This window comes from uncultured Pseudosulfitobacter sp., from assembly GCF_963976325.1.
Taxonomy (GTDB): Bacteria; Pseudomonadota; Alphaproteobacteria; order Rhodobacterales; family Rhodobacteraceae; genus Pseudosulfitobacter.
Genome location: NZ_CAXBJW010000001.1, coordinates 876402 through 900216, shown reverse-complemented (window position 1 = coordinate 900216; position 23815 = coordinate 876402). Strand labels below are relative to the sequence as shown.

At 62.8% G+C, this 23815-nt stretch carries 22 protein-coding genes; 8 read left to right on the top strand and 14 right to left on the bottom strand.

The features are described 5' to 3' along the window. Positions 1 to 46: 46 nt before the first annotated feature. Positions 47 to 919 (top strand): NAD(P)-dependent oxidoreductase, encoded by an 873-nt coding sequence (locus AAC077_RS04450; protein WP_339766912.1) that lies wholly within the window; start codon positions 47 to 49, stop codon positions 917 to 919. Between the two features lie 113 nt (positions 920 to 1032). Then, positions 1033 to 2244: a hypothetical protein gene (locus AAC077_RS04445; protein ID WP_339766910.1), complete on the top strand. Its 1212-nt coding sequence runs from the start codon at positions 1033 to 1035 to the stop codon at positions 2242 to 2244. A 68-nt stretch (positions 2245 to 2312) separates the two neighbouring features. Here the strand turns inward: AAC077_RS04445 and AAC077_RS04440 are convergent, their stop codons facing one another. Beyond that, positions 2313 to 2879 (bottom strand): YSC84-related protein, encoded by a 567-nt coding sequence (locus tag AAC077_RS04440; RefSeq protein ID WP_339766908.1) that lies wholly within the window; start codon positions 2877 to 2879, stop codon positions 2313 to 2315. Positions 2880 to 3082: 203 nt separating this feature from the next. Continuing rightward, positions 3083 to 4084, bottom strand: coding sequence for a porphobilinogen synthase (hemB, locus tag AAC077_RS04435; RefSeq protein ID WP_339766906.1), 1002 nt, complete (start codon positions 4082 to 4084; stop codon positions 3083 to 3085). 118 nt (positions 4085 to 4202) lie between these two features. Here hemB and AAC077_RS04430 point away from each other — a divergent pair, with 118 nt between their 5' ends. Together AAC077_RS04430 and mfd are read left to right on the top strand one after the other, a co-directional pair. Continuing rightward, on the top strand, positions 4203 to 4730 hold the full coding sequence (locus AAC077_RS04430; RefSeq protein ID WP_339766905.1) for a component of SufBCD complex: 528 nt from the start codon (positions 4203 to 4205) through the stop codon (positions 4728 to 4730). A gap of 34 nt (positions 4731 to 4764) precedes the next feature. Continuing rightward, a complete protein-coding gene (mfd, locus tag AAC077_RS04425; protein WP_339766904.1) occupies positions 4765 to 8235 on the top strand; it encodes a transcription-repair coupling factor in 3471 nt (1156 codons plus the stop codon). Here mfd and AAC077_RS04420 read toward each other — a convergent pair. The 5 genes from AAC077_RS04420 to AAC077_RS04400 form a co-directional block, all read right to left on the bottom strand. Next, positions 8232 to 9425, bottom strand: coding sequence for a multidrug effflux MFS transporter (locus AAC077_RS04420; RefSeq protein ID WP_339767954.1), 1194 nt, complete (start codon positions 9423 to 9425; stop codon positions 8232 to 8234). The two genes, mfd and AAC077_RS04420, sit on opposite strands and share 4 nt — an antisense overlap. Positions 9426 to 9556: 131 nt before the next feature. Then, positions 9557 to 9970 (bottom strand): adenylyltransferase/cytidyltransferase family protein, encoded by a 414-nt coding sequence (locus tag AAC077_RS04415; RefSeq protein WP_339766902.1) that lies wholly within the window; start codon positions 9968 to 9970, stop codon positions 9557 to 9559. Beyond that, positions 9967 to 10878: a hypothetical protein gene (locus AAC077_RS04410; protein WP_339766900.1), complete on the bottom strand. Its 912-nt coding sequence runs from the start codon at positions 10876 to 10878 to the stop codon at positions 9967 to 9969. Before AAC077_RS04410 ends, AAC077_RS04415 begins: the two co-directional genes overlap by 4 nt. 125 nt (positions 10879 to 11003) lie before the next feature. Further along, a complete protein-coding gene (locus AAC077_RS04405) occupies positions 11004 to 11657 on the bottom strand; it encodes a DsbA family oxidoreductase (protein ID WP_339766898.1) in 654 nt (217 codons plus the stop codon). A gap of 63 nt (positions 11658 to 11720) precedes the next feature. Then, positions 11721 to 13235 (bottom strand): class I adenylate-forming enzyme family protein, encoded by a 1515-nt coding sequence (locus AAC077_RS04400; protein ID WP_339766897.1) that lies wholly within the window; start codon positions 13233 to 13235, stop codon positions 11721 to 11723. Positions 13236 to 13300: 65 nt separating this feature from the next. Between AAC077_RS04400 and AAC077_RS04395 the strand changes: the two genes are divergently transcribed. Beyond that, complete coding sequence (locus AAC077_RS04395) at positions 13301 to 13924, top strand: XRE family transcriptional regulator (protein WP_339766896.1); 624 nt, start codon at positions 13301 to 13303, stop codon at positions 13922 to 13924. A 24-nt stretch (positions 13925 to 13948) separates the two neighbouring features. Here AAC077_RS04395 and AAC077_RS04390 read toward each other — a convergent pair whose 3' ends face one another. Genes AAC077_RS04390 through AAC077_RS04380 form a run of 3 tightly spaced genes read right to left on the bottom strand, consistent with a single transcriptional unit; the run spans position 13949 to position 16825 of the window. After that, entirely contained in the window at positions 13949 to 14599 is a 651-nt protein-coding gene (locus AAC077_RS04390) for an MIP/aquaporin family protein (protein ID WP_339766894.1), read from the bottom strand. After that, positions 14596 to 15072 carry an arsenate reductase ArsC gene (locus tag AAC077_RS04385; protein ID WP_339766892.1) on the bottom strand — a complete coding sequence of 159 codons (477 nt, stop codon included), beginning with the start codon at positions 15070 to 15072 and terminating at the stop codon, positions 14596 to 14598. The genes AAC077_RS04390 and AAC077_RS04385 overlap by 4 nt, the downstream gene beginning before the upstream one ends. A gap of 40 nt (positions 15073 to 15112) precedes the next feature. Next, a complete protein-coding gene (locus tag AAC077_RS04380; protein ID WP_339767952.1) occupies positions 15113 to 16825 on the bottom strand; it encodes an extracellular solute-binding protein in 1713 nt (570 codons plus the stop codon). Positions 16826 to 17231: 406 nt separating this feature from the next. Between AAC077_RS04380 and AAC077_RS04375 the strand changes: the two genes are divergently transcribed. Then, positions 17232 to 18017 (top strand): 3-hydroxybutyrate dehydrogenase, encoded by a 786-nt coding sequence (locus AAC077_RS04375; protein ID WP_339766890.1) that lies wholly within the window; start codon positions 17232 to 17234, stop codon positions 18015 to 18017. A gap of 80 nt (positions 18018 to 18097) precedes the next feature. Continuing rightward, on the top strand, positions 18098 to 19129 hold the full coding sequence (locus tag AAC077_RS04370; RefSeq protein WP_339766888.1) for a patatin-like phospholipase family protein: 1032 nt from the start codon (positions 18098 to 18100) through the stop codon (positions 19127 to 19129). Between the two features lie 5 nt (positions 19130 to 19134). Here AAC077_RS04370 and AAC077_RS04365 read toward each other — a convergent pair whose 3' ends face one another. From AAC077_RS04365 to AAC077_RS04350, 4 genes are all read right to left on the bottom strand, one after another. Then, on the bottom strand, positions 19135 to 19842 hold the full coding sequence (locus tag AAC077_RS04365; protein WP_339766887.1) for a DUF502 domain-containing protein: 708 nt from the start codon (positions 19840 to 19842) through the stop codon (positions 19135 to 19137). Positions 19843 to 19945: 103 nt separating this feature from the next. Then, on the bottom strand, positions 19946 to 20863 hold the full coding sequence (locus AAC077_RS04360) for a pseudouridine-5'-phosphate glycosidase (RefSeq protein WP_339766886.1): 918 nt from the start codon (positions 20861 to 20863) through the stop codon (positions 19946 to 19948). Further along, a complete protein-coding gene (locus AAC077_RS04355) occupies positions 20860 to 21747 on the bottom strand; it encodes a PfkB family carbohydrate kinase (protein WP_339766884.1) in 888 nt (295 codons plus the stop codon). The genes AAC077_RS04360 and AAC077_RS04355 overlap by 4 nt, the downstream gene beginning before the upstream one ends. 46 nt (positions 21748 to 21793) lie before the next feature. Further along, positions 21794 to 22609: a DUF4198 domain-containing protein gene (locus AAC077_RS04350; RefSeq protein ID WP_339766882.1), complete on the bottom strand. Its 816-nt coding sequence runs from the start codon at positions 22607 to 22609 to the stop codon at positions 21794 to 21796. A gap of 49 nt (positions 22610 to 22658) precedes the next feature. Between AAC077_RS04350 and AAC077_RS04345 the strand changes: the two genes are divergently transcribed. Continuing rightward, entirely contained in the window at positions 22659 to 23801 is a 1143-nt protein-coding gene (locus AAC077_RS04345) for a HupE/UreJ family protein (RefSeq protein WP_339766881.1), read from the top strand. Positions 23802 to 23815: the final 14 nt, after the last annotated feature.

Sequence of the window (23815 nt, the reverse complement as noted above, 5' to 3'; positions counted from 1 at the left end):
GGAAAGGCGCAAGCGATAGGCAATACCGACGTAAAAGGAAGATCGAATGGCAAAGCTGGCATTTCTGGGGTTGGGCGTCATGGGCGCGCCGATGGCGGGGCACCTGCAAAAGGCGGGTCACGACGTAACCGTCTACAACCGCACCGCGTCCAAGGCGCAGGATTGGGTCGACACCTACGGCGGCCAGATGGCCAAGACGCCGTTCGAGGCGGCCAAAGGTGCCGAATTCGTGATGTGCTGTGTGGGCAATGACGATGATTTGCGGTCGGTCTGCACCGGCGACGATGGCGCGTTCAAGGGCATGACCAGCGGCGCGATCTTTGTCGATCACACCACCGTTTCGGCGCAAGTCACGGCCGAGCTTTATGCCGCGGCCGATGCGGCGCAAATCAGCTTTGTCGATGCACCGGTGTCGGGCGGGCAGGCGGGGGCCGAAAACGGCGTGCTGTCGATCATGTGTGGCGGCGATCAGGGCGCATACGACCGCGCGCAGCCGGTGATGGAGGTCTATTCCAAGATGTGCCGCCGCATCGGTGAAAGCGGCGCGGGCCAAAAGACCAAGATGTGCAACCAGATCGCCATTGCCGGTCTGGTGCAAGGCCTGTCCGAGGCACTGCATTTTGCTGAGAAAGCGGGCCTTGACGGGCGCGCGGTGGTCGAGGTGATCAGCCAGGGCGCCGCCGGGTCGTGGCAGATGACCAACCGCTATGAAACCATGCTGGACGACAAGTTCGACCACGGCTTCGCAGTGGACTGGATGCGCAAGGATCTGGGCATTTGTCTGGACACGGCGGACGAAAACGGCGCGTCGCTGCCGGTGACGGCGCTGGTCGACCAGTTCTACAAGGATGTGCAGAAACTGGGCGGCGGGCGCTGGGACACATCCAGCCTGATCAAACGCCTGCGGGCGATGGGTTAAGGCGGCACAGGCTCTGGCAGGCGCTGCCAGAGCCATTTTGATTGGCGCGTTTAACCAACTGGAAACTTTGCGCGGCTAGGTATGGGGCACATCTCATATTAAAGGGCCGCACCTTGTCCAACGATCATCCCACCCGCGAGACTGACCGTTTCAATCTGGAAGACCTGTTTTTCTCGCGCACCGATCCGCGCGGGGTGATTCAGGCCGCCAACAGCGTTTTTGTTCATGTATCGGGCTTTGACTGGTCCGATCTTGAGGGCGCACCGCATAGAATCGTCCGCCATCCGGATATGCCGTCGGGTGTGTTTCACCTGATGTGGCAGGAAATCGCGGCGGGGCGGCCCATCGGCGCCTATGTCAAGAATCTGGCGACCGATCACACGCACTATTGGGTCTTTGCCGTGGTGCTGCCGCTGGACGATGGATATCTGTCGATGCGGCTGAAACCCAGCAGCGATCTGTTTGCGGAAATTGGCGATCTTTATGCTGCGCTGCGTGGCGAGGAAAATGCAGGGCGCGTGACGCCCGAACAATCGCAGGACCTGTTGCTGCAAAAGCTGCGCGATATGGGCTATCCCGACTATGATACCTTTATGAGCTATGCACTGTCCGAAGAACTGGGCGCGCGGGCAACGGGGATGCGGCGGCGGGTCGATCATGGTCTTCAGGCAATGCGCGGTCTGGCCGAGGCGGTGCACAACATGCATCGCTATGGTGACATGGTGGACACGATTTTCCACAGCACGGCGTTGATCCCCAACAACCTGAGCATTCAGGCCCGCAGCCTTGAGGGGGCAAACGGCCCGATCAGCGTGATTTCGACCAACCATCAGGTGATGGCCCAATCATTGGGCGACATTCTGCGGCGGTTCCGAACCGCCGTGGTGGACGGGGTCGCGCATACAGGTCTGGCGCGGTTTAACGCCGGTGTCCGGGTGCTGACCCAGGACGTTGCGACACAGTTCCGCAACAACCCAGCGGTGGCCGGGCTGGACAGCGACGCCGAGGCCAGACGCCTTGCCACGCTGATCACCGATTGCCAGATCCGCGAAACCGCTTCTGTGTCCAAGGTGATGCGCGCTGTTGCGGCCTATCGTGGCATGTCGACGGATATGCGGCGGGTGATGTCGGGATTGGAGATGAGCCGCGTCATGTGCAAGATCGAACAGTCGAAATATGCCAAGAACGTGGACGGGCTGAACGAAATCGTCGGCCGCTTGCACCGGGCCGAACGCCAGCTTAGCGAGGTCATCGACTCGATTGAAACCAGCATCAGCGTGATCGAGGACCGGACCAACCGTTTGATGCCGGTGCGCGCGGCCTAAGGCCGTTTGGCAAAACACCCGCCGGTGGCGGGTGTTCGTAGCCTGTTCGGGAATGGGTTTTCCCTGTTTTACGGAATAATGCGCGAATATTTGGTGCCTTCCAGCGTCGCGCCCAGACGCAGGCCGGCCCGGCCAAACACCGCCGCCAGAACCGGCGCCAGCACGGTTGTGGTTTCGGCGTTCAGGCTGTCGCCCTGATCCGAAATCACATACTCCAGATCGGCACCCGCGGCCCAACCGGGCGAGCGGCGGAAGTCGCTTAGCGCCTGTTCGGTCATGAAAAACAGGACGTGTGCATATTGCTGCGCGCCGATTTGCAGGCCGCCCGAGGCTTTGGTGACCGAATAGTAATCCACCGTCACGTTGTTGACCCGCAATGCGCCGCGCCCGTAAGCGCCGCCCAGCCCAAGGCCCGCTTCGGTGACCAGCGGCATGACCAGCATACCGTTGGCTTTTTGGGCAAGCGATTGGGTGTTGGGGTAAAGTCGGTACATTTCCGCCAGCGTTGCATCGACGCGCGCGTCGATCATCGCCGGACCGCGTCCGCCAATGCCATTGCCGCAGGCCGCAAGCACCGCAGTAGAGGAAAGTGCGCCAAAGGCAAAAGCCCGACGTGAGAGGGAGGATAGGGTCATTGTGAACCGCCTGTGATTGTTGCTCTGCTGCCGGTTGTCCGGTCTTGGCCGAAACTATAGGCGCAAGATTGCCACCTGTCACGCGAGAAGGCACCTATGGGCGGGGGTATGCCTGTCTTTTGACGTAGGCGCGTGCGGGCAGTGCGGATGCGGGGGCGCTGCCCCCTGCGCCCCCCGGAGTTTACCGAGCAAGATGAAGGGGTTTAGCCCTTGGCCAGCAACCGCGCGGCGGCAGGGGCGAAATAGGTCAGAATGCCATCGCAGCCCGCACGTTTAAAGGCGGTCAGGCTTTCCATCATCACCCGCTCGCCGTCGATCCAGCCGTTTTGCGCGGCGGCCTGGATCATCGCGAATTCGCCAGACACCTGATAGGCAAAAGTCGGCGCGCCAAAGGTGTCGCGGGCGCGGCGGCAGATGTCCAGATAGGGCAGGCCGGGCTTGACCATGATCATATCGGCACCTTCGGCCAGATCACGCTCGATCAGGCGCATGGCCTCGTCCGCGTTGGCTGGGTCCATCTGATAGGTGTTCTTGTCCCCCGTCAGAGCCGCCGACGCGCCCACCGCATCGCGGAAGGGGCCGTAGAAGGCGCTGGCGTATTTGGCGGCATAGCTCAGGATCATCACGTTTTGATGGCCCGCGCTTTCGAACGCGCTGCGCATGGCACCGATGCGCCCGTCCATCATATCGGACGGCCCGATGATGTCGGCTCCGGCATTGGCCTGTGCCACCGCCATTTTCACCAATGCCTCGACCGAGCGGTCATTGACGATCTCGCCATTCTCGACAAAACCGTCGTGGCCGTTGATGTTATAGGTGTCCAGCGCCACGTCGGTCATGATCGCGATGTCGGGCACCGCCGATTTGATCGCACGGATGGCGCGGTTGATGTTGTTGTCTGGGTCCCAGGCGCCGGCGCAATCCTCGGTGCGGTCTTCGAGGCCGGTGTAGGGGAACAGGCAAATCGCGTTGATCCCCAGATCGGCCGCCTCGCGCGCGGCTTCGACCACCTTGTCGACCGAGCGGCGATAGACACCGGGCATCGAGGGGATGGGTTCCATCACATCCTCGCCCGAGCGTACAAACACCGGCCAGATGAAATCGTCGACCGACAGCGTATTCTGGCGCACCAGCGCGCGGATTTGCGGCGTGGTGCGGGTGCGGCGCAGACGGGTGGCCGGGAAGGGTGCGAGCGTTGGGCGCATGATGTGTTGCCTTTTTGAAAGTCATTCTTGGGTGCCACGTAAAATTGCACCGTGCAAGGGTAGGAATTGGCGCACCGCGGCGGTAAGAGGAACAAATCCCACGCAAAAGGCAGCGGCGTTGAACTGGCATCAAACCATTTTCGAACTGATCGACATGCGGTCGTTTTCCAACCTCTGGTTCTGGATCGTTCTTGCGGTCATGTGGTCTACGGCCAGCCATTGGGTGCTGGGGGTGCCATTTGACATGGTGGCGCGGGCGCGCAAATCGGGTGGCCAGATCGAGGAAGATCTGGAAGATCTGGTGCGCATCAACGTGAACCGGCTTTTGTATATCGCGCGGCTGTCCGGCCTTTGGTTGCTGGGCCTGGTCTGTTTTGTGCTGACCATGCTGGGCTTGCTGGGCTGGGTCTATGACATCGAATTCGCGCAGGCTGTGTTCCTGCTGGCGTTCCCGATGTCGTTGGTGGGCGCGCTGAACCTGTCCACCGCGCGGCTGATCGAGCGTGACCAACTGACCAGCGAGGGCTTGCGCCGCCGGTTGACCCGTCACCGCACCTATACGCAGGCGATTGGTATGCTGGCCATTTTCGTCACAGCCATGTGGGGCATGTACCAGAACCTAAGCATCGGGGCACTGGGCGGTTGACAGTGGGGTGGACTGCACCACATGAAGCGCGCAAATGACTGATCCTGCACATATCACCGTATCCGGCGCGCCCGAAGGGTTCGACGCCACCCGCATTCTGACGGAACTGGCGCGCGGCGTGCCCGTGTGCCATGTGGCGCGCGATGACAAGCGGCTGGTTGCCATGCGCGATGCGCTGCGGTTTTTTGCCCCAGATGTGCCGGTGATCGAGTTCCCCGCTTGGGATTGTCTGCCCTATGACCGGGTGTCGCCCAATGCCGATATTTCGGCGCAGCGGATGGCGACGCTGGCGGCACTTGCGCATGGGATGCCCAAGACGTTCGTGCTGTTGACCACGTTGAACGCCGCCACGCAAAAGCTGCCCGCGCGGTCGGTCCTGCGCGAGGCTGCTTTTGCCGCGCGGGTCGGTGACCGGATTGACGATGCGGCGTTGCGCGGGTTTCTGGTGCGCATGGGGTTCGTGCAATCGCCCACGGTGACGGAACCCGGCGATTACGCCGTGCGCGGCGGTATCATCGACATTTACCCGCCCGGCGATCTGGGGCCGGTGCGGTTGGACCTGTTCGGCGATGTGCTGGACGGCGCGCGCCGGTTTGATCCGGCGACGCAGCGCACCACCGAAAAGCTGGACTTGATCGAACTGGCCCCGGTCTCCGAAGTGATACTGGACGAGGCGGCGGTGACGCGGTTTCGCCAGAACTACCGGCTGGAGTTTGGCGCGGCGGGCACCGACGATCCGCTGTACGAGGCGATCAGCGCAGGGCGCAAGCATCAGGGCGCGGAACACTGGCTGTCGTTTTTCCACGATCATCTTGAGACGCTGTTTGATTACCTGCCCGATGCCGCGATCACGCTGGACGATCAGGTCACACCGACGCGGCTGGCGCGCTGGGACACGATTGTCGATCAATACGAGACGCGCAGGCTGGCGATGCTGAACCGGTCCAAGATGGATTCGGTCTATAAACCCGCGCCGCCGCAGGGTCTGTATCTGGACGATGCCGCGTGGGAGGCCGCTGTTTCGGGCCGTCGCGTGGTGCAGTTTCGGGCACTGGCACAGTCCACCGGCCCCGGCGTGGTGGACGCAGGCGGGCGCATCGGGCGCAATTTCTCGCCCGAGCGGCAACAGGAAAACATCAGCCTTTTCGGTGCTTTGGCCGCGCATATTAAGGCAAAGCTTGCGGATGGCCCCGTGGTGGTTGCCAGCTATTCCGCCGGTGCGCGGGAACGGCTAAGCGGGCTGATCGAGGATGAAGGGCTGGCCGAGACCATACCCATCACCGACGGCACGCGCATCGGCAAGCGTGGCTTGCATCTGGTTGTCTGGGCGCTGGAACACGGGTTCGAAGGGCCGGTGGACGGCAAGCATCTGACGGTGATTTCGGAACAGGACGTGCTGGGCGACCGGCTGATCCGCCAACCCAAGCGCAAGCGTCGTGCCGACAATTTCCTGACCGAGGCCACCAGCCTGACACCGGGCGATCTGATCGTGCACGTGGACCACGGCATTGGCCGTTATCACGGCATGGAGGTGATCACCGCCGCCGGGGCCGCGCACGAATGTCTGCTGCTGGAATATGCCGAGAATTCAAAGCTGTATCTGCCGGTCGAGAACATCGAATTGCTGTCGAAATACGGCCATGACGAGGGTCTGCTGGACCGTCTGGGCGGCGGCGCGTGGCAGTCGAAAAAGGCAAAGCTGAAAGAGCGCATTCGCGAGATGGCCGACAAGCTGATCCGTATCGCCGCCGAACGCGCCCTGCGCCGCGCGCCGGTGCTTGAGCCCCCCCCCGGCATGTGGGACGCGTTCAGCGCGCGGTTCCCTTACGAGGAAACCGACGATCAGCTCAAGGCCATCGGGGACGTGATCCAGGACCTGACCAGCGGTGCGCCGATGGACCGGCTGGTGGTGGGCGACGTGGGCTTTGGCAAGACCGAGGTGGCGATGCGGGCGGCCTTTGTCGCGGCGATGGCAGGGGTGCAGGTGGCGGTGATCGCACCCACGACCCTGCTGGCGCGGCAGCACTACAAAAGCTTCTCGGAACGGTTCCGTGGTTTCCCCATCGAGGTGCGCACGCTCAGCCGGTTTGTCAGCACCAAGGAAGCGTCCGACACCCGCGAGGCGATGTCGCGCGGCACGGCGGATATTGTGATCGGCACCCATGCGTTGCTGGCCAAGAACACGCGGTTCAAGGATCTGGGCCTGCTGATTATTGATGAAGAACAACACTTTGGCGTCGGTCACAAGGAACGGCTGAAACAGATGCGGTCGGACGTGCATGTGCTGACCCTGACCGCCACGCCGATCCCGCGCACGCTGCAACTGTCGCTGACGGGGGTGCGTGATTTGTCGATCATCGGCACGCCGCCTGTCGACCGTCTGGCGATCCGCACCTATGTCAGCGAGTTTGACGCGGTGACCGTGCGCGAGGCGTTGCTGCGCGAACATTATCGCGGCGGGCAGTCGTTCTATGTGGTGCCGCGCCTGTCGGACCTGCCGGAAATCGAGGAGTTCCTGAAGGCGCAATTGCCCGAGCTGACCTATGTCGTCGCACATGGCCAGATGGCGGCGGGCGAGCTGGATGACCGGATGAACGCATTCTATGACGGCAAATTCGACATTCTGCTGGCCACCACGATTGTCGAATCCGGTCTGGATATTCCCACCGCCAACACGATGGTGGTGCACCGCGCCGATATGTTCGGGCTGGCGCAGTTGTACCAGATACGTGGACGGGTGGGGCGGTCGAAAACCCGCGCCTATGCGTACCTTACGACCAAACCGCGCGCCAAGCTGACGGCGGTGGCCGAGAAACGCCTGCGGGTGTTGGGCAGCCTGGATACGCTGGGCGCGGGGTTCACGCTGGCCAGTCAGGATCTGGACATTCGTGGTGCCGGCAACCTGCTGGGCGAGGAACAGTCCGGCCAGATGCGGGACGTGGGGTTTGAGCTGTACCAGTCGATGCTGGAAGAGGCGATTGCCAAGATCAAGGCCGGGGAGCTGGAAGGTCTGAGCGAGGCCGACGAGCAATGGGCGCCGCAGATCAATCTGGGCGTTCCTGTACTTATTCCCGAGGATTATGTACCGGATCTGGACGTGCGTCTGGGCCTGTACCGTCGTCTCAGCGGTCTGAGCACCAAGGTCGAGCTGGAAGGCTTTGCCGCCGAGCTGATCGACCGGTTCGGCACGCTGCCGCGCGAGGTCAACACGCTGATGCTGGTGGTGCGTATCAAGGCGATGTGCAAGCGTGCGGGCATTGCCAAGCTGGACGGCGGGCCAAAGGGGGCCGTGATCCAGTTCCACAACGACAAGTTCGCGTCGCCTGCGGGCTTGGTCACCTTTATTCAGGACCAGCGCGGGCTGGCCAAGGTCAAGGACAACAAGATCGTGGTGCGCCGCGACTGGAAATCCGACGCGGACAAGATCAAGGGCGCCTTTGCGATTGCCCGTGATCTGGCGGAAAAGGTTGTGGCCGAGAAGAAAAAGACCAAGGCAAAGGCTTAGGCCTGCGCCTCGGCCCGTTCGATCCGGCCCATCCACAGCATCAGCACATAGCCCACCGCCACGAACAGCAGGGCGGCAACGGCCAGGGGGCGCGCGGTTCCGTCATAGAACAGCGCCACAGGCGATGCGATGGCGGCGGCGGCCAATGTGGAAAACGCGCCAATCACCGATGCCGCCATGCCTGCGATATGGCCCATCGGGTCCATCGCAATGGCGTTCAGGTTGCCGATGGCAAAGCTGGCGGTGCAGAACAGTGAAAGCTGCCACAGCAGGAACAGATAGAATTCGCCCGGCAGATGCGCGGTTGTCAGCACCAGCATCGCCCCCGCCAGAACGACCTGTGTGGCCAGCGCCCAGGTGACCAGCCGCCGCATCCCCAGCCGGACCACCACCAGCGCGTTGGTCAGGCTGGCCAGCCCCGACACCAGCGCCACAAGCCCGAACCAGAACGGAAAGCTGTCGCCGCGTCCGTAGACATCGGCATAGATCGGCTGGATCAGCATCAGCGTGCTGAACAGCATGGCCACGATCAGGGTCTGCACGATGATCGACAGGCGCACAGTGGGGTGGCGGAACATCTCGATCACCGCGTCGCGCATCAGGCGGAAACGCAGCGGGCGGCGGTCTGCGCGGGGCAGGGTTTCGGGCAGGCGCAAGCCAAGCCAGCCCACCGAGATGATCGAGAACAGAACGAAGGCTCCGAAAATGCCGCGCCAGCCGGTAAAGCCCATGATCACCGCCCCCATGGCGGGGGCAAAGGCGGGCACCAGCGTAAAGATCATCATCACGATGGACATGATCCGCGCCATGCCACGCCCCGCATACAGATCGCGGATGATCGCCAGCGCCACAACGCGCGGACCGGCCGCCCCCAGCCCCTGAAAGAACCGCGCGATCAGCACCGGCACAAAGCTGTCTTCGTACCAACCCACAGCGGCCGAGACGATGTAAAGCGCCGCACCGGCATAAACCACCGGCTTGCGCCCCAGCGCATCGGACAGGGGGCCGGTGAAAAACGTGCCCAGCCCCATGCCCATCAGGAACACCGACAGGATCAGCGCCGCCTGTGCCGCGTCGCCGTCCGTCAGGTCGTCGGCGATCTGGGGCAGGGCGGGCAGCATCGCATCAATGGAAAAGGCAATCGTGGCGAACATCATGCCCATCAAAGCGATGAATTCGACACGGCCGATCGGCGAAGGTTTTTGTGTGGACACGGGCAGTTGGCTCCTGGAAGTGGCGCGCAACGGCGTCATACACGCAGGGGTTTAACCCAGCATTTACAGGATCACAACATGGTCAGGTCAAAGACGCAGGCGCCGGGTCAGCGGGCGCCGGCCCGCTGTTGAATGCGCTCTTTCAGCTCGGTTGTGGACACGTCCTGGGTGCGTGGCAGGTACATCACCCGCGTCAGGTCGCCCAGATCGTCAAAATGACCGGCCCAGTCGTCGCCCATGGCAAAGATCGACACGTTGTAATTCACGATGTCCGACCGCTTTTGCGCCCAGCTTTCTTCGGGAATCACACGGGCCACGTAACGGCAGGCTTCCAGTATCTCGCGGCGCTGGCCATAGGGCATCACGCAGCGTTTGCCTTTGACCGCGTTGAATTCATCGGTCGAACACCCAACGATCAGCTCGTCGCCCAGTTGCGACAGGCGTTGCAACAGGCGGACGTGGCCGTGGTGGAACAGATCAAACGTGCCATAAGTCAGGACGGTGGTCGCGGGTCGGATCATTTCGCCAGCCTTTTCAGGAAAGGGGCAAAGCGGTCGTTCGCAGCGGCCCAAGGGAATTTGAACAGCGGATCGGGTGTGTCCCACCCGGTGCCATAGTTCAGCGTCAGCATCTTCTCGGGCGCGGCGGGCAGGGCGTTGCCGGTGACGGCGCATTTGCGCAGCGGCAGCACGTCTTCCAAGGCCAGTTCGCCGTGGGTGTGCGGATAGACAAACACCTTGCCGTTCTGCACCCATGCCGGGAACAGGTCGATCTGGGTCTGGCCTGCGGGGGTCAGTTTATAGATCGCGGCCTGTGTGTGGTTGTCCTCGTCAAACAATGCCAACTCTTGCAGACGGCCCTTGAGGTCGCGCCATTCCTGCGCGGCCTCTTCCTCGGTGCCTGCTTTCAGGATCACGGCAAGGTCGATGTCGTCGTCATGTTCGATCAGCTTTTCATCGCGGACCACGCCCAGAAGTGTCCCCGAGTTCAGGAACACCTCGTAGCCTTCATCGCGCAACGCGCTAAGGTGGCTTTCGACATGGCTCCAGACACTGTCGTGGTCCAGATCGGCAAAGGTCTGGCGGTCGTATCCGTGGTTGGTCAGCGTTTCGGGGTAAAGATAGCTGCGCAGCCGGGTGTCAAAGCTGGCAAAGTCGTCCATTTGCCCAAGTTTTTCACGCTTTTCGCGCAGTTTGTTCATCCAGCCGAACACGCGGGCGGGGCGGATGCGGCCGATGACGGCCAGCATGACGACGGCTTCGAGCCATTCAATGGACAGCGGGCGGCGTTTCAACTCGTTGAGTTCAACGTAATAGGCCCAATGGTCCATGCCTGTGGATTTTGTTGCAATTTCTGCCATCGCCATCATCCGGATTTCGGATATGCGCAGGCTGCGCGCCTCTGAGGGCGATACCTGTTGTTCTGCCATGTCACCCGCTCAATAGGTTATTTTTATTATTAGAAACGGGGACTTTTGCCCCTCGTTCCCAACAGGATACGGCAGGTTCGCTGGATTTGCTACAATTTTGTTAAAAATAAGGCAGGCAACAGGCCCTAGCTGTTGCTTTCTTGTTCGTTCAGCTCTGCGATGACTTTTGACCACAGTTCGGGCGGCTGCGCGCCGGGCACGGCGTGTTTGCCTGCAACGATGAATGTGGGGACCGATGTGATGCCCATTTTGCGGCTGTGCGCGTCGCGGTCGATGATCTGCTGTTGGTCGGCGTCGGAGTCCAGCAAGCGGCGGATCACGGCAGCGTCCAGTTCGATCCCGTCGGCAATGTCGGACAGTGTGTCGATGTCGCCAATGTCGCGGCCTTCGACGAAATAGGCCTTGAACAGGGACGACACGGCGGCGGTCTGGCGGCCTTCGATGCCGGCCCAATGGATCAGCCGGTGGGCGTTCAGGGTGTTGGGCGTGCGCTTCATCGCCTCGAAGTCGATTTTCAGTCCGGCCTTTTGTGCGTGTTCAACCACGGGCGCATAGGCTTTGACCGCGCCGTCCTTGCCGCCGAACTTGGCCTCGAGATAGGCGCGGCGGTCCATGCCTTCGGGCGGCATGTCGGGGTTCAGCTGGAAGGGATGCCATTCGATCTGGAACGGGTGGTCGGAATTTTGTTCCAGCGCACGGTCCAGATAGGTTTTGCCGATATAGCACCACGGGCAGATCGGGTCGGACATGATATCAAGCTTGATGGCGGCTGCGGGCATCGGGGTCACCTTGGTTGTTTGGGCTCACATAGCGGGGTTTGGGGGCGGATGCACCCCCCGCGCTCATTGGCCTGCGTCATGGTCCGCGCGCAACTGGCGGCGGAGGATCTTGTTGTTGGCACCCGTGGGCAGGGCGTTGACGTGTACATAGAGACGCGGGCGTTTGTATTGGGCCAGACGCGGTTCGGCCCATGATTTCAGCGCGTCCTCGTCCAATGGGTCGGGGCCGGTGTAAAAGGCGGCGATCACGCGGGTGTCGGCCTTGACCAGCACATCGGTGGCGGCGACGGCGGTGATGCCGTCGTGGGACAGCAGCGCCTGTTCGACCTCGATGGGTGACACGCGGTAGCCGCCTGCGTTCATCATGTCATCGGCGCGGCCCAGATAGGTGATCTGGAAATCGGCGCTCATCTGCGCCTCGTCTCCGGTCAGGAACCAGTCGTTTGCGAATTTTTGCGCGGTTTCGTCCGGCGCGCCGATGTATTCCAGCATCAGGCCGGGGTCGCTTCGGTGGACGGCGATGATGCCCGGCTGGCCGATGGGTTGCGGCGTGCCGGTGTCATCGACGATGGCGATGTGGCGGCCCGGTTGCGGCCTGCCGGACGCGCCGCCCGTGGCGGGGTTGGTCGGGCTGGCCGAGATGAAGGTGGAGCATTCGGACATGCCGTAAGCCTCGTAGACCGGCGTGCCGGTGGCCACGGTCCACGCGTCGCGGATGCGGTCGGGCAGTTTTTCGCCCGCGCTTAACCCGTGGCGCAGGGCGGGCAGGGGCAGCGTGTCGCGCCCTTTCAGCATCTGGCGGTAAACGCCGGGGGCTGCGGCAAAGATGGTGGCGCGGTGGCGGGCCAGCAGGTCGGGCAAGTCAGAGGCGGGCGTGCCCGGTGCCGGGATCAGCGCGGTGGCGCCCAGCGTCCACGGGTCCATAAGGCCAGTTCCCAGCGTATAGGTCCAGTTGAACGCGCCTGCGTGGCACAGGCGGTCATCGGCGCGCAGCCCGTACCAGCCCTGATGCATCATGCCACGCGCCCAGATCGCCCGGTGCGCGTGGGCGACGGCACGCGGTTTGCCGGAAGTGCCAGAGGTATAGATGACATAGGCCAGCCGGTCGGGATCGCCCATCGCCGCATCCGCCGGTGCCAGCCCGCGCATCGCTTGCAGCGCGTCCAGCGGGATGCAGCGCGCATCGTCGGGGCAGGCGACCGCCGGATCGCGCAGGATCGTGGCAACCGGCAGCTCGTTCAGGATGGCCGCGACCTCGGCGTCGGTCAGCGCCGCCGAGGTCGGGATAGGCACCAGTCCGGCCCAGATGGCCCCCAGATAGGCAATGGGGAAATCCACGGTATTGCCCAGCCGCATCAGGACCATCTGGCCCGCCTGGGCGTGTTGCAACAGCCCCGTGGCCGTGCCGCGCACGGCGGCGATCAGGGCGGCATAGGTCCAGTCCTCGGTCTGGTCGCCATGCAGGATTTGCAGCGCAAGCTGGTCAGGGCAGGCAGCCCCCGCACGCAAGACGTGGTCGGCCATATTGAACGGAGCGGGGCAGCGGGGATGAACCCCTTGGGCAAAGACGGACAGCATGGCAAATCGGTAGACCGACCGCCGCGCCGTTGCAAGGTGCAGGGCCGCAGCTTATAGACACCGGCATGACCGGACAAACGCCCAGATCGCTGATCGAAATCGCCCGCACCAGCGGCGAGGATATGCCCGCCCAGCCGCTGGATCTGGGCGCGCGGGTGCGTGATCTGCGCAAGGCGCGCGACTGGACGCTGGAGCAGGCGGCGAAACAGGCGGGGATTGCGCGGTCGACCCTGTCCAAGATCGAAAACGGTCAGATGTCGCCCACCTATGACGCGCTGAAAAAGCTGGCTGTCGGTCTGGAGATTTCGGTGCCGCAACTGTTCACCCCGCCACAGGCCGAACGGGTGAATGGCCGCATGTCGGTGACCAAGGACGGGCAGGGCAACCATCAGGCGACGGCCACCTATGAACACGAACTGCTGGCCGAAACGCTGGTGAAGAAACAGATGCTGCCGTACCGCGCCCGTGTGCGCGCCCGCAGCATGGACGAATTCGACGGCTGGGTGCGCCACGACGGCGAAGAGTTTCTGTATGTGCTGACGGGGGTCATCACCCTGTACACGGAATTCTACGAACCGATCGAGATGCGGCGGGGCGACAGCGCCTATTATGATGCCACCATGGGCCACAACGTGGTCAGCACCAGCCCCGAGGATGCGATGATCCTGTGGGTGACGTCGCTGGCGTGAGGGCAGAACTCCAGGGCCGGCCCTTTAGTCGCGGAACAGCCGTGTCAGGATCAGGTGCGCCAGCGGCACAGTGATCAGTTGCACCACGATAAAGGCCGCGATGTGTCCGGGGTAGATGCCCGCGAAGGTGTCGGAAAATCCGCGTGCGATGCTCACCGCGGGGTTGGCAAAGCTGGTGGATGCGGTGAACCAATAGGCCCCCGTGATGTACAGCGCCACCAGCGTCGGCACCGCGTCGGGGCGTGATTTCAAGCCGCCAAAGATCACGAACAACAGGCCGAAGGTTGCGACCGCCTCGGACCACCATTGCGCGATGCCTGTGCGGTGCATCGTGGTCGAGGCTTGGAAGATCGACAGATCGAACATGGCATGGGTGGCCCAGACGCCCAATATGCCACCGACGATCTGCACCGCGACATAGCCCAAGGCGGGGCGCGTCGTAATCTCGCCCCGCAGCCAAAAGGCCAGCGTCACCGCCGGATTGAAATGTGCGCCCGAGATCGGCCCCAGCGTGGTGATGATCACATACAGCATACAGCCCGTAGCAATCGCATTGGCCAGCAGCGCAATGGCAGTGTTTCCGTCCGCCAGCGTCTGCCCCATGATGCCAGAGCCGACAACGCCGACCAGCAACAGGGCGGTGCCCAGCCCCTCGGCCAGCAGCTTGCGCATCATTGCAGGGTGCCGATCCGTTTCAAAAGCGCGTCCAGCTCGCCCGCGTCCATGGTTTCAAACGGGTGGTCCAGCAACGCTTGCGTGCGCCGGTTCAATATCTCGAAGGTGTCCTGAAACGCCGCTTCCTGCGCGGCCTGAGGTGCCGCAGCGGGGTCTTCGACGCCCCAATGCGCACGCACCGGCGCGCCGGGCCACATCGGGCAGGTTTCATTTGCAGCGGACCCGCAAACCGTGATCACCATATCCATGATCGGCGCATCATCGGCGGCGAATTCGTCCCAGCTTTTGGAGCGCGCGTCGGAGGTGTCGATCTCCATCGCGTCCAGCAGGTTCAGCGATTGCGGATGCACCTGACCGGTCGGCTGCGACCCTGCCGAAAAGGCACGGACGCGGCCAATGCCTGCGTCATTCAGGATATGTTCCAACAGGATCGACCGGGCCGAGTTGCCGGTGCACAGGACGAGAATATTCATGAGGCTGCGGTTACGGGTCATTTGTAAAAGTTTCGTGACATTATTGTTCCCACCACCAGACTTCGGGCATGTAATTCGGCCCGTCGCCATAGATCGGGATGACCTCAGGGTGCTTCATTTCCTTGACGTGGGCAATGCGTCCTTCGGAATATTGCCAGAAGGGGATCACATAGGCCCCCGCCGTCAGCACCCGGTCCAGCGCGCGGGTGGCGGCGATGAACTGGTCCTGTTCCTTGGCTTCCAGCATGGTGTCGATCATCGCATCCACCGCAGGGTTGTGGATGCCCGGCAGGTTGCGCGACCCTTCGGCGGTGGCGGCGTCGCTGCCCCAGTAATAGCGCTGTTCGTTGCCCGGAGACAGCGACAGGGCGCGGCGGAAAAAGGTCATGTCGAAATCAAAGCTGTTGGTGCGGGCCAGGAATTGCGCATCGTCCACGGTTTCGATCCGTGCGGTGATGCCCAGCCGCGCCAGTGCGCCCACGTAGATGTCGGCGATGGCGATGTTTTCGGTGCTGCCCTTGGGCAGGAGAATGTCGAAGGTGAACGGCGTGCCATCCGGGCCGCGCAGGGTGCCGCCTTCGGCTGAGAAACCGGCCTGTTGCAGCAGGTTGGTGGCCGCGCGCAGCCCCTGACGGTTGCGCGCACTGCCGTCCGAGACGGGCAGGGCGTAGCCGTCAAGCGTGCCCGGCGGCAGATCGGCGGCAAAGGGGGCCAGCAGGGCCTCCACATCCGCTGCGGCGGGTCCGTCCTGCATCGACAGGACCGAGTTCGAGAAATACGAGGTGATGCGCGGCTGTGCGCCCCCCGTCAGAGTGTCGTTGATATATTCAAAGTTGAACGCATGGATCAGCGCCGAGCGCACGCGCCAGTCGTCAAAGGGCGCGCGGCGGGTGTTCATGGCCAGCCCGGTCATGCCCGACGGCTTGCCGTGGGGGATCTCGGTCTTGACCACGTCGCCGTTCAGCGCGCGGGGGAAATCGTATTGCGAGGTCCAGCTTTCGGCGTTGAATTCACGGATCGCGGAAATCTCGCCGGCTTTGAACCCCTCCAGCAGGACGGTGCTGTCGCCATAGAAATCAATGCGGATCTTGTCAAAATTGTTGGTCCCGCGCCGCACCGGCACATCGGCGCCCCAATAGTCGGGGTTGCGGGTCAGTTGCACGTAGCGCCCGCCCTCGTAGCCGGACACCACATAGGGACCGCTGCCCAGGGGCACGTCGGCCAGCGGCGCATTGGCGAAATTGCGGCCCTCCCACTGTGCCTTGCTGAGGATCGGGCGCATGCCGGCCAGCAGGGCCAGTTCGCGGTTGCCCGGTTCAAACGTCATCTTGACCGCGCGCGGCCCGTCCTGAGTGATCGATGTGATTTGCGCCCACAGCCCGTGGTAGCGCGGGTGCCCTTCGGTGCCGAGAGTTTCGTAGCTCCAGATCACGTCCTCAACCGTAACGGGTGTGCCGTCTGAAAACGCGGCCTCGGGGCGCAGGACGAATCGTACTTCGGACCGGTCGTCCGAAACCTCGACCGATTCGGCCAGCAGACCGTACAAAGTGAAGGGCTCGTCCAGAGTGCGCCCCATCAAACTTTCGTGCGTGAAGGTCGACAATTGCCACGGCGCGTTGCCTTTTCGCACGAAGGGATTGAGGGAATCAAAGCCCCCCGTGTTGCCCAGAACGATGGACCCGCCGCGCGGGGCGTCGGCGTTCACATAAGGGAGCGACACAAAATCGGGTGGCAGGGCGGGATCGCCATACATAGCTATGCCATGCGTGGGCTGGGATTCGGCCACGGTGGCCCCCAGAATCAGTGCCGCGATGACGCATTTGCGAAGTTTGGTTTGGAAAATATTGAGGCCCATTTTGGCAACAATTCCCTTCTGCCCTTGTTTTGCTAGACCCAGCGGTATCTGGGCTTTCAGGTGATTTCAAACTTTTAGCTTGGCCCTCGGCCTTAGATTGCTTATAAAGACCTTACTGCTCGATAGGTTTCTTGCCTGTATGAAACCTGCCTCAATAACTTAACGCCAGCTTCGTGCTGGCGTTTTTTTTTTGCCCTGACGGCAGCGGCCCGCCGTGGGAACCGCCACACGCGCTTTGCCGTTCCTTTTGCAGATGCAGCATGGCAAGGTTGCCGTAGCACGCAAACCGCGAAGGAGCATTCTCATGGCCATCACACACGACCTGTCCGGCAAGACCGCCGTTATCACCGGATCGAACTCGGGCATCGGGTTGGGCATTGCCAAGGAAATGGGCAAGGCGGGGGCCAATCTGGTTCTCAACAGCTTTACCGATTCTGACGAAGATCACGATCTGGCCGCTGAGCTGTCGCGCAGCCTTGGGGTCGATGTGACGTACATTCAGGCCGATATGTCCAAACCCGAGGATTGTCGCCGTCTGGTTGTGGCTGCGGGCGGTTGCGACATTCTGGTGAACAACGCGGGCATCCAGCATGTCGCGGCGATCCAGGATTTTCCGATCGACAAGTGGAACGCGATCATTGCGATCAACCTCAGCTCGGCCTTTCACACCAGCGCGGTGGCCGTGACGGGGATGCGCGAACGCGGTTGGGGGCGGATCATCAACATCGCCTCGGCCCACGGGCTGACTGCGTCGCCTTATAAATCCGCCTATGTCGCGGCGAAACATGGCATTGTCGGGCTGACGAAAACAGTGGCGCTGGAAACCGCGACCGATCCGATCACGGCCAACGCGATTTGCCCGGGTTATGTGCTGACCCCCATCGTGGAAAAGCAGATTCCCGACACGATGAAGGAATACAACATGACCCGCGAGGAAGTGATCCAGAACGTCATGCTGACGCGCCAGCCCAGCAAGGAATTCGCCACCACCGAACAACTGGGCGGCACCGCGGTGTTCCTGTGTTCGGATGCGGCGGCCCAGATCACCGGCACCACCATCAGCGTCGATGGCGGCTGGACAGCGCTTTAACGCGGGGCCGCCGATTTCATCTTGCCAATAAATTCCCGCCGGAGGCTCCCGCAGCCTGCGGCGGACAGAAAGGCCCTGACATGACACGCAAACGCATCAACCTGGCCCTGCAAGGCGGCGGCGCGCACGGCGCGTTCACCTGGGGTGCGCTGGACCGCATTCTGGAAGACGACCGGATCGAAATCGCGGCCATTTCCGGCACCTCTGCCGGGGCGCTGAACGGGGCGGCGTTGAAATCCGGTATGGTCACCGGCGGCGCCGAGGGCGCGCGCGCTGCGCTGGATGCGCTGTGGCATGAGGTTGCAGGCCTGCAAGGGATCGAGGCGGAAAGCTGGATGGCCCCGCTGGGCGTGCGCAGTGTCAGTCAGGCGATGGAGATGAACCCGTTCTACCTGATGGGCGAGGCGATCAGCCATGGGTTGTCACCCTACGCGATAGGTCCGTTTTACACCAATCCGCTGACGTCGATTGTCGCTGCGTTCAACTACGACAAGGTGTGCGCTGACGATGGCCCTGCGTTTTTTGTGAACGCCACGCGCGTGCGCAACGGCAAGTTGCGGGTGTTCCGCGCCGACGAGGTGAACGCCGATGTCATCATGGCCTCGGCCTGTTTGCCGACGCTGTTTCAGGCGGTCGAGCTGTTCGACAGCCAGACGGGCCGGACCGAGGCGTTCTGGGACGGTGGCTATACCGGCAATCCGGCGCTGTTCCCGTTTTTTGAGCGCGACCTGCCGCCGGACATCGTGGTGATCAACATCAACCCGCTGGAACGCGAGGACGTGCCTTATACCCCGCAGCAGATCCAGAACCGGATCAACGAAATCAGCTTTAATTCGTCGCTGCTGCGCGAGATGCGGGCGATCGCACTTGTGCAGCGTTTGCTGGACGACGGCACCATTCCCGAGGAGCGTATGGCGCGGGTGCACATGCATATGATTGCCGATGATGATCTGATGAACGATCTGTCGGTGGCCACGAAAACCGTGCCCAACGGCTATGTTCTGGGCAAGCTCAAGCAGGCCGGGCGGGCGGCTGCGGATACGTTTCTGTCGCAGCATTTCGACGATCTGAACCAGCGGTCCAGCATCGACATGCGGGCGATGTACAGCTGAGCGCCTTATTCCGGCGGCAGGCTGGGGTCCTTGGAATTCGGATAGACCAGCCCCGCCGAGATCACCAGTTTCGCGGCATCTTCCACGCTCATATCCAGCTCGATCACTTCTTCGGCGGGCACGAACAGCAAGAACCCCGAGGTCGGGTTTGGCGTGGTCGGCAAAAACACGGACATCAGCCCGTTCTGGTTGCCTGCGTGGCGCGTGATCTCGCCCTTGGCGGTGGTCGAGACAAAGCCGATGGCCCAGATGCCACGGCGGGGATATTCCACCAGACAGGCCTTTTCAAAGCTGCGTTCGGACTGGGCAAAGACGGTTTCGGAAATCTGTTTGATCCCCGAATAGATCGACCGCACCACCGGCGTGCGTTCCACAAGACTTTCGCCAAAGCGCAGGACAGAGCGCCCGATCAGACCCTTGGCCATCCAGCCGACGATGATGGTGAACACCAGAAAGATGATCACACCGATGCCGCGCACGTTGATCTGCGAGTCGCGCGCCAGACCAAAGAAATCCTGGATCATCCGGTCGGGGTGATAGGCGCGCGGGACAAAAGGCAGCACCATGCCGTCGATCCAGCCGACAACCGTCCAGATCAGCCAGATGGTCAGACCGACAGGTGCAATCACCACAAGTCCGGTCAGGAACGACGCGCGCAAACGCCCAAGCAGGCTGCCCTTGCGGCGTGGTTCCTCGTCAAAAGGTGTGTTCATCAGATTCCCGGAAAAAGGTGGATTCTACGATCCTGCGGCAGACTATTTGAAAATAGGGGTTTTGCTGCGACCTTCAACACCGGTTGGCCCATTGGATCAACGACTATTGCGCCAGTTTGGTCATTTCGACTGCAATCTGTGCGGCCAGCCGTGCATTATTGCGCACAAGTGCAATATTGGCGGTCAGCGACCGGCCTTCGGTCAGCTCGAAGATGCGTTGCAGCATGAAAGGCGTGACGGCCTTGGCGCTGATGCCTTGGGCGTCGGCCTCGGACTGGGCCTGGGCGATGATCGGGGCCAGCACCTGGGGCGCGATCTCGTCGCTTTCCGGGATCGGGTTGGCGACCAGTTGACCGCCGGGCAGGGCCAGTCGCGCGCGCATCTTGTGGGCGGCGGCAATTTCGGCGGCGGTGTCCATGCGCAGGGGCGCGTCAAAACCGGCGCTGCGCGACCAGAAGGCGGGCAGGGCGCTTTGCCCGTAGGCGATAACGGGCACACCTTGGGTTTCCAGCACTTCCAGCGTTTTGGGGATGTCGAGGATCGCCTTGGGACCGGCGGCCACGACGGTCACGGCGGTTTGCGCCAGTTCCATCAGGTCGGCCGAGATGTCAAAGGTCTGATCCGCGCCCATGTGCACGCCTCCAATGCCACCCGTGGCAAAGACGCTGATGTTGGCCAGACGGGCCGCGATCATGGTGGCGGCGACGGTGGTCGCCCCCGTGCGGCCCTTGGCCATGCACACGGCCATGTCGGCGCGGCTGATCTTGTCGACATCCTTGGCCTGCGCCAAAGCTTCCAGTTGTGCGTCGGTCAGGCCCACGTGCAGGCGGCCCGCGATCACGGCCATCGTGGCAGGGGTGGCCCCGGCGGCGCGCACGTCTTCCTCGACCTGGCGGGCAACCTCAAGGTTTTGCGGATAGGGCATGCCGTGGGTGATGATCGTGCTTTCCAGTGCGACAACGGGCGATCCGCTGGCCTGGGCGTTGGCGACTTCGGTCGAGCGGGCGTAGGAATGGGTCAATTGGGGGTGTCTCCTGAGACGTAGATGGCGGCCGCTTCCAAGGCTTGCGCAAGGGCCGCGTGGCGGTCTGCGCCGCGCGCCTCGGCGGCGATGTGGGCGGCCATGAAAGTGTCGCCGGCGCCGGTCACGCGGGTGACCAGAACTTGCGGCGGTGTGGCATGGATGACGCCGCCCGTGGCGTCGCCTTCGGCGGCATCATGGCCGCCGTTGGTGACCAGAACGCGGGCCGCGCCCCGTTTCAGCAGGGCGGCGGCGGCGTCGGGGGCGGTGGCAAAGGTGGTCTGACACAGCAATCCTGCCTCTTCGCAGTTTACATAGAGCGTGCCACGGCGGTTGTTCAGGAACGGCGTCAGCCGCTCGGCCTTGCCGGGCGAGGCGGGGGCGACGCGCAGATCGGCCTGAGCCAATGCGTCGCCGGTGGCGATCTCGGCCAGCAGGTCCAGTGTCAGGTTGCCATCCAGTGCGACCAGTCCGCTGTATGGCGCGGGCAGGGTGCCATCGGTCAGCGGGCGCAGGATCTTGGCGCCTGCGGCCTCGAGCGAATGGGCGTCTGCGATGGCTGCGATCAGCCCGTTTGCCCCTTCGACGGCCATGTAACGGTCGGTCGGCAGGTCGTCCGAGCGATAGATCGTGTCGGTGATCATGCCGCGCGCGGCGCAGGCGGCCATCAGCTCGTCACCCTCGGCGTCGCGGCCAATGGCGGTCAGCAGCGCGGGCGTCAGGCCAAAGCGCGCCAGCGTCATCGCGATGTTCATCGCCACGCCACCGGGCAGGCGGGTGATGCGCCCAGGCACGTCCGATCCCTGTCGCATGACCGAGGCCGACCGCCCGATCACGTCCCACAGGACCGATCCGATGCACAATATGTCTGCTGTCTTTTTCATCCGCGCTTCATGGCTGGAAGCGGTCTGTGATGCAAGCGTTTCGGCGCTACTCGGGCACCTTGAACGTCAGCGCGGCCCACAGCGTTTCCCACAGCGCATCCTTGTCCCCCGCGTAGGGGCGCAGCACCACGGCATCCAGCAGGTATTCGCTGCCCGGAGTGACGGGAATGCTGGCGACACCCTGATCGTCGGTGCGGGTGGTGGTCACCACGACCTCGCCCTTTGGATCACGGTGGAAAATCTCGACCTGCGCATCGGCGCGCGGCTGGGCCTGATACAGAACCTGCACCTGCATCGTGCCGTCGAAGGTGGCGGAATAGGGGTTGGTCAGGGCGACGAATTCGGTCTCCATGCCGGTGACCACATCCGCGCCTTCGCCGTTGCCGACACCGACCAGCGATTTGATGTAGCGGGTATAGACCTCGCGGAAATCCTGTTGGGGCCAGCCTGCGGCGGTGTGGTCGGCCTCGGCGGTTTTGAAATCCTTGTGCGCGGCGAAGTCCATGAATTTTTGCCATTCGCTATATTTCAGCGACGAGGGCGTCGATTGATAGACCAGCACCAGCAACCCATCCACGGCGGGCGCGGTGGTGGCCAGCGCCGGGATATTGCCCAGACGCCCCTCGACCGGCACCAGTGTGTCGCTCATGATCATGTCAAAGCGTATGATGTTGCTTTTGAAATAGGCCAGCGTCGAACCCGTAAATTTCTGACCGTTCTTCAGGTCTGCGGTCAGGTCACCGCCAGTTTCGACTTGATACTGTTGCGGTTCCAGCCAAGACTCGTGGGCAAGGACCCCATTGGCCGCCAACACGGGGCTGCACAACACGGCGGCGACACATAAAAACCGGGACAGACGCATGATAAAACCTTTGGTTAAGTTAACGAGCAAGCTGCGCCGTATTGCAGCAATGTCAACCCTGTGGCTGTTGACGGTTGCGTCAGCGGCGAACGCGCACGAGATTTTGCCAACCATTGCCGACCTGAGCGATGAGGGTGGCACCGTCACCATTCAGATGCGCGCCAACGTCGAGGCGTTTCTGGCCGGCATCGACATGGACGCGGTCAGCGACACGGACGAGGCGGCGCAGGCCGAGGATTACGACGCCCTGCGCGCGCGGCCCGTGGACGAGATTGAAGCGCAGATGACAGGGCTGGTCCAGAAGTGGAACGCCCTGCCGATGCTGCGCGCGGATGGTGAAGCGGTGCCGCTGGTCTTGCAAGGGTTCGAGGTGGCCGAAGCACCCGATCCCGCCGCGCCGCGCCAGTCGTTGGTGACGCTGGTGGGGCAACTGCCCGTCGGCGCGTCCGAGGTTGTGGTGGCCTGGCCCAAGGGGCAGGGGTCGCTGGTGCTGCGCCAGCAGGGCGTCGATGATCCGTTCACCGGCTACGTGGAAAGTGGCGCGGACAGCGGTGCGATTGCGCTGTCGGGTGGCGGTGCGCTGACCGGTTGGGGCACCTTTGCGGGCTATATTCCTGTCGGCTTCGATCACATCCTGCCGCAGGGGCTGGATCATATCCTGTTCGTGCTGGGGCTGTTCCTGCTGAGCACCGCGTGGCGGCCATTGTTGCTGCAAATCAGTGCCTTCACCGTGGCGCATACGGTCACGCTGGCGCTGGGGGCGCTGGGGATCGTCAGCATTCCGGGCAGCATCGTCGAGCCGTTGATTGCCGCCAGCATCGTCTATGTCGCTGTTGAAAACATATTCTGGCGCAAGCTTTCGCCGTGGCGGCCCTTTGTGATCTTCGGGTTCGGGTTGTTGCACGGGCTTGGGTTTGCCTCGGTGCTGGGCGAATTTGGCCTGCCTGCGGATCAGTTCATTCCGGCGTTGCTGGGCTTCAACGTGGGCGTCGAGGTGGGACAGCTTACCGTTGTGGCGCTGGCGGCGATCCTTGTGGCGCTGTCGGTTTCGGCGGCGCGCGCGGTCGAGCTGGATGGCGACGAGATATTCGTGCAGGAGCGGGATGTGATGTTCCGCGCCATCTCGATCACAGGGTCGCTGTTGATCGCGCTGATCGGCGCGTGGTGGGTGGTCGAGCGGGTGTTTCTGTAACACCCGCCACCCGG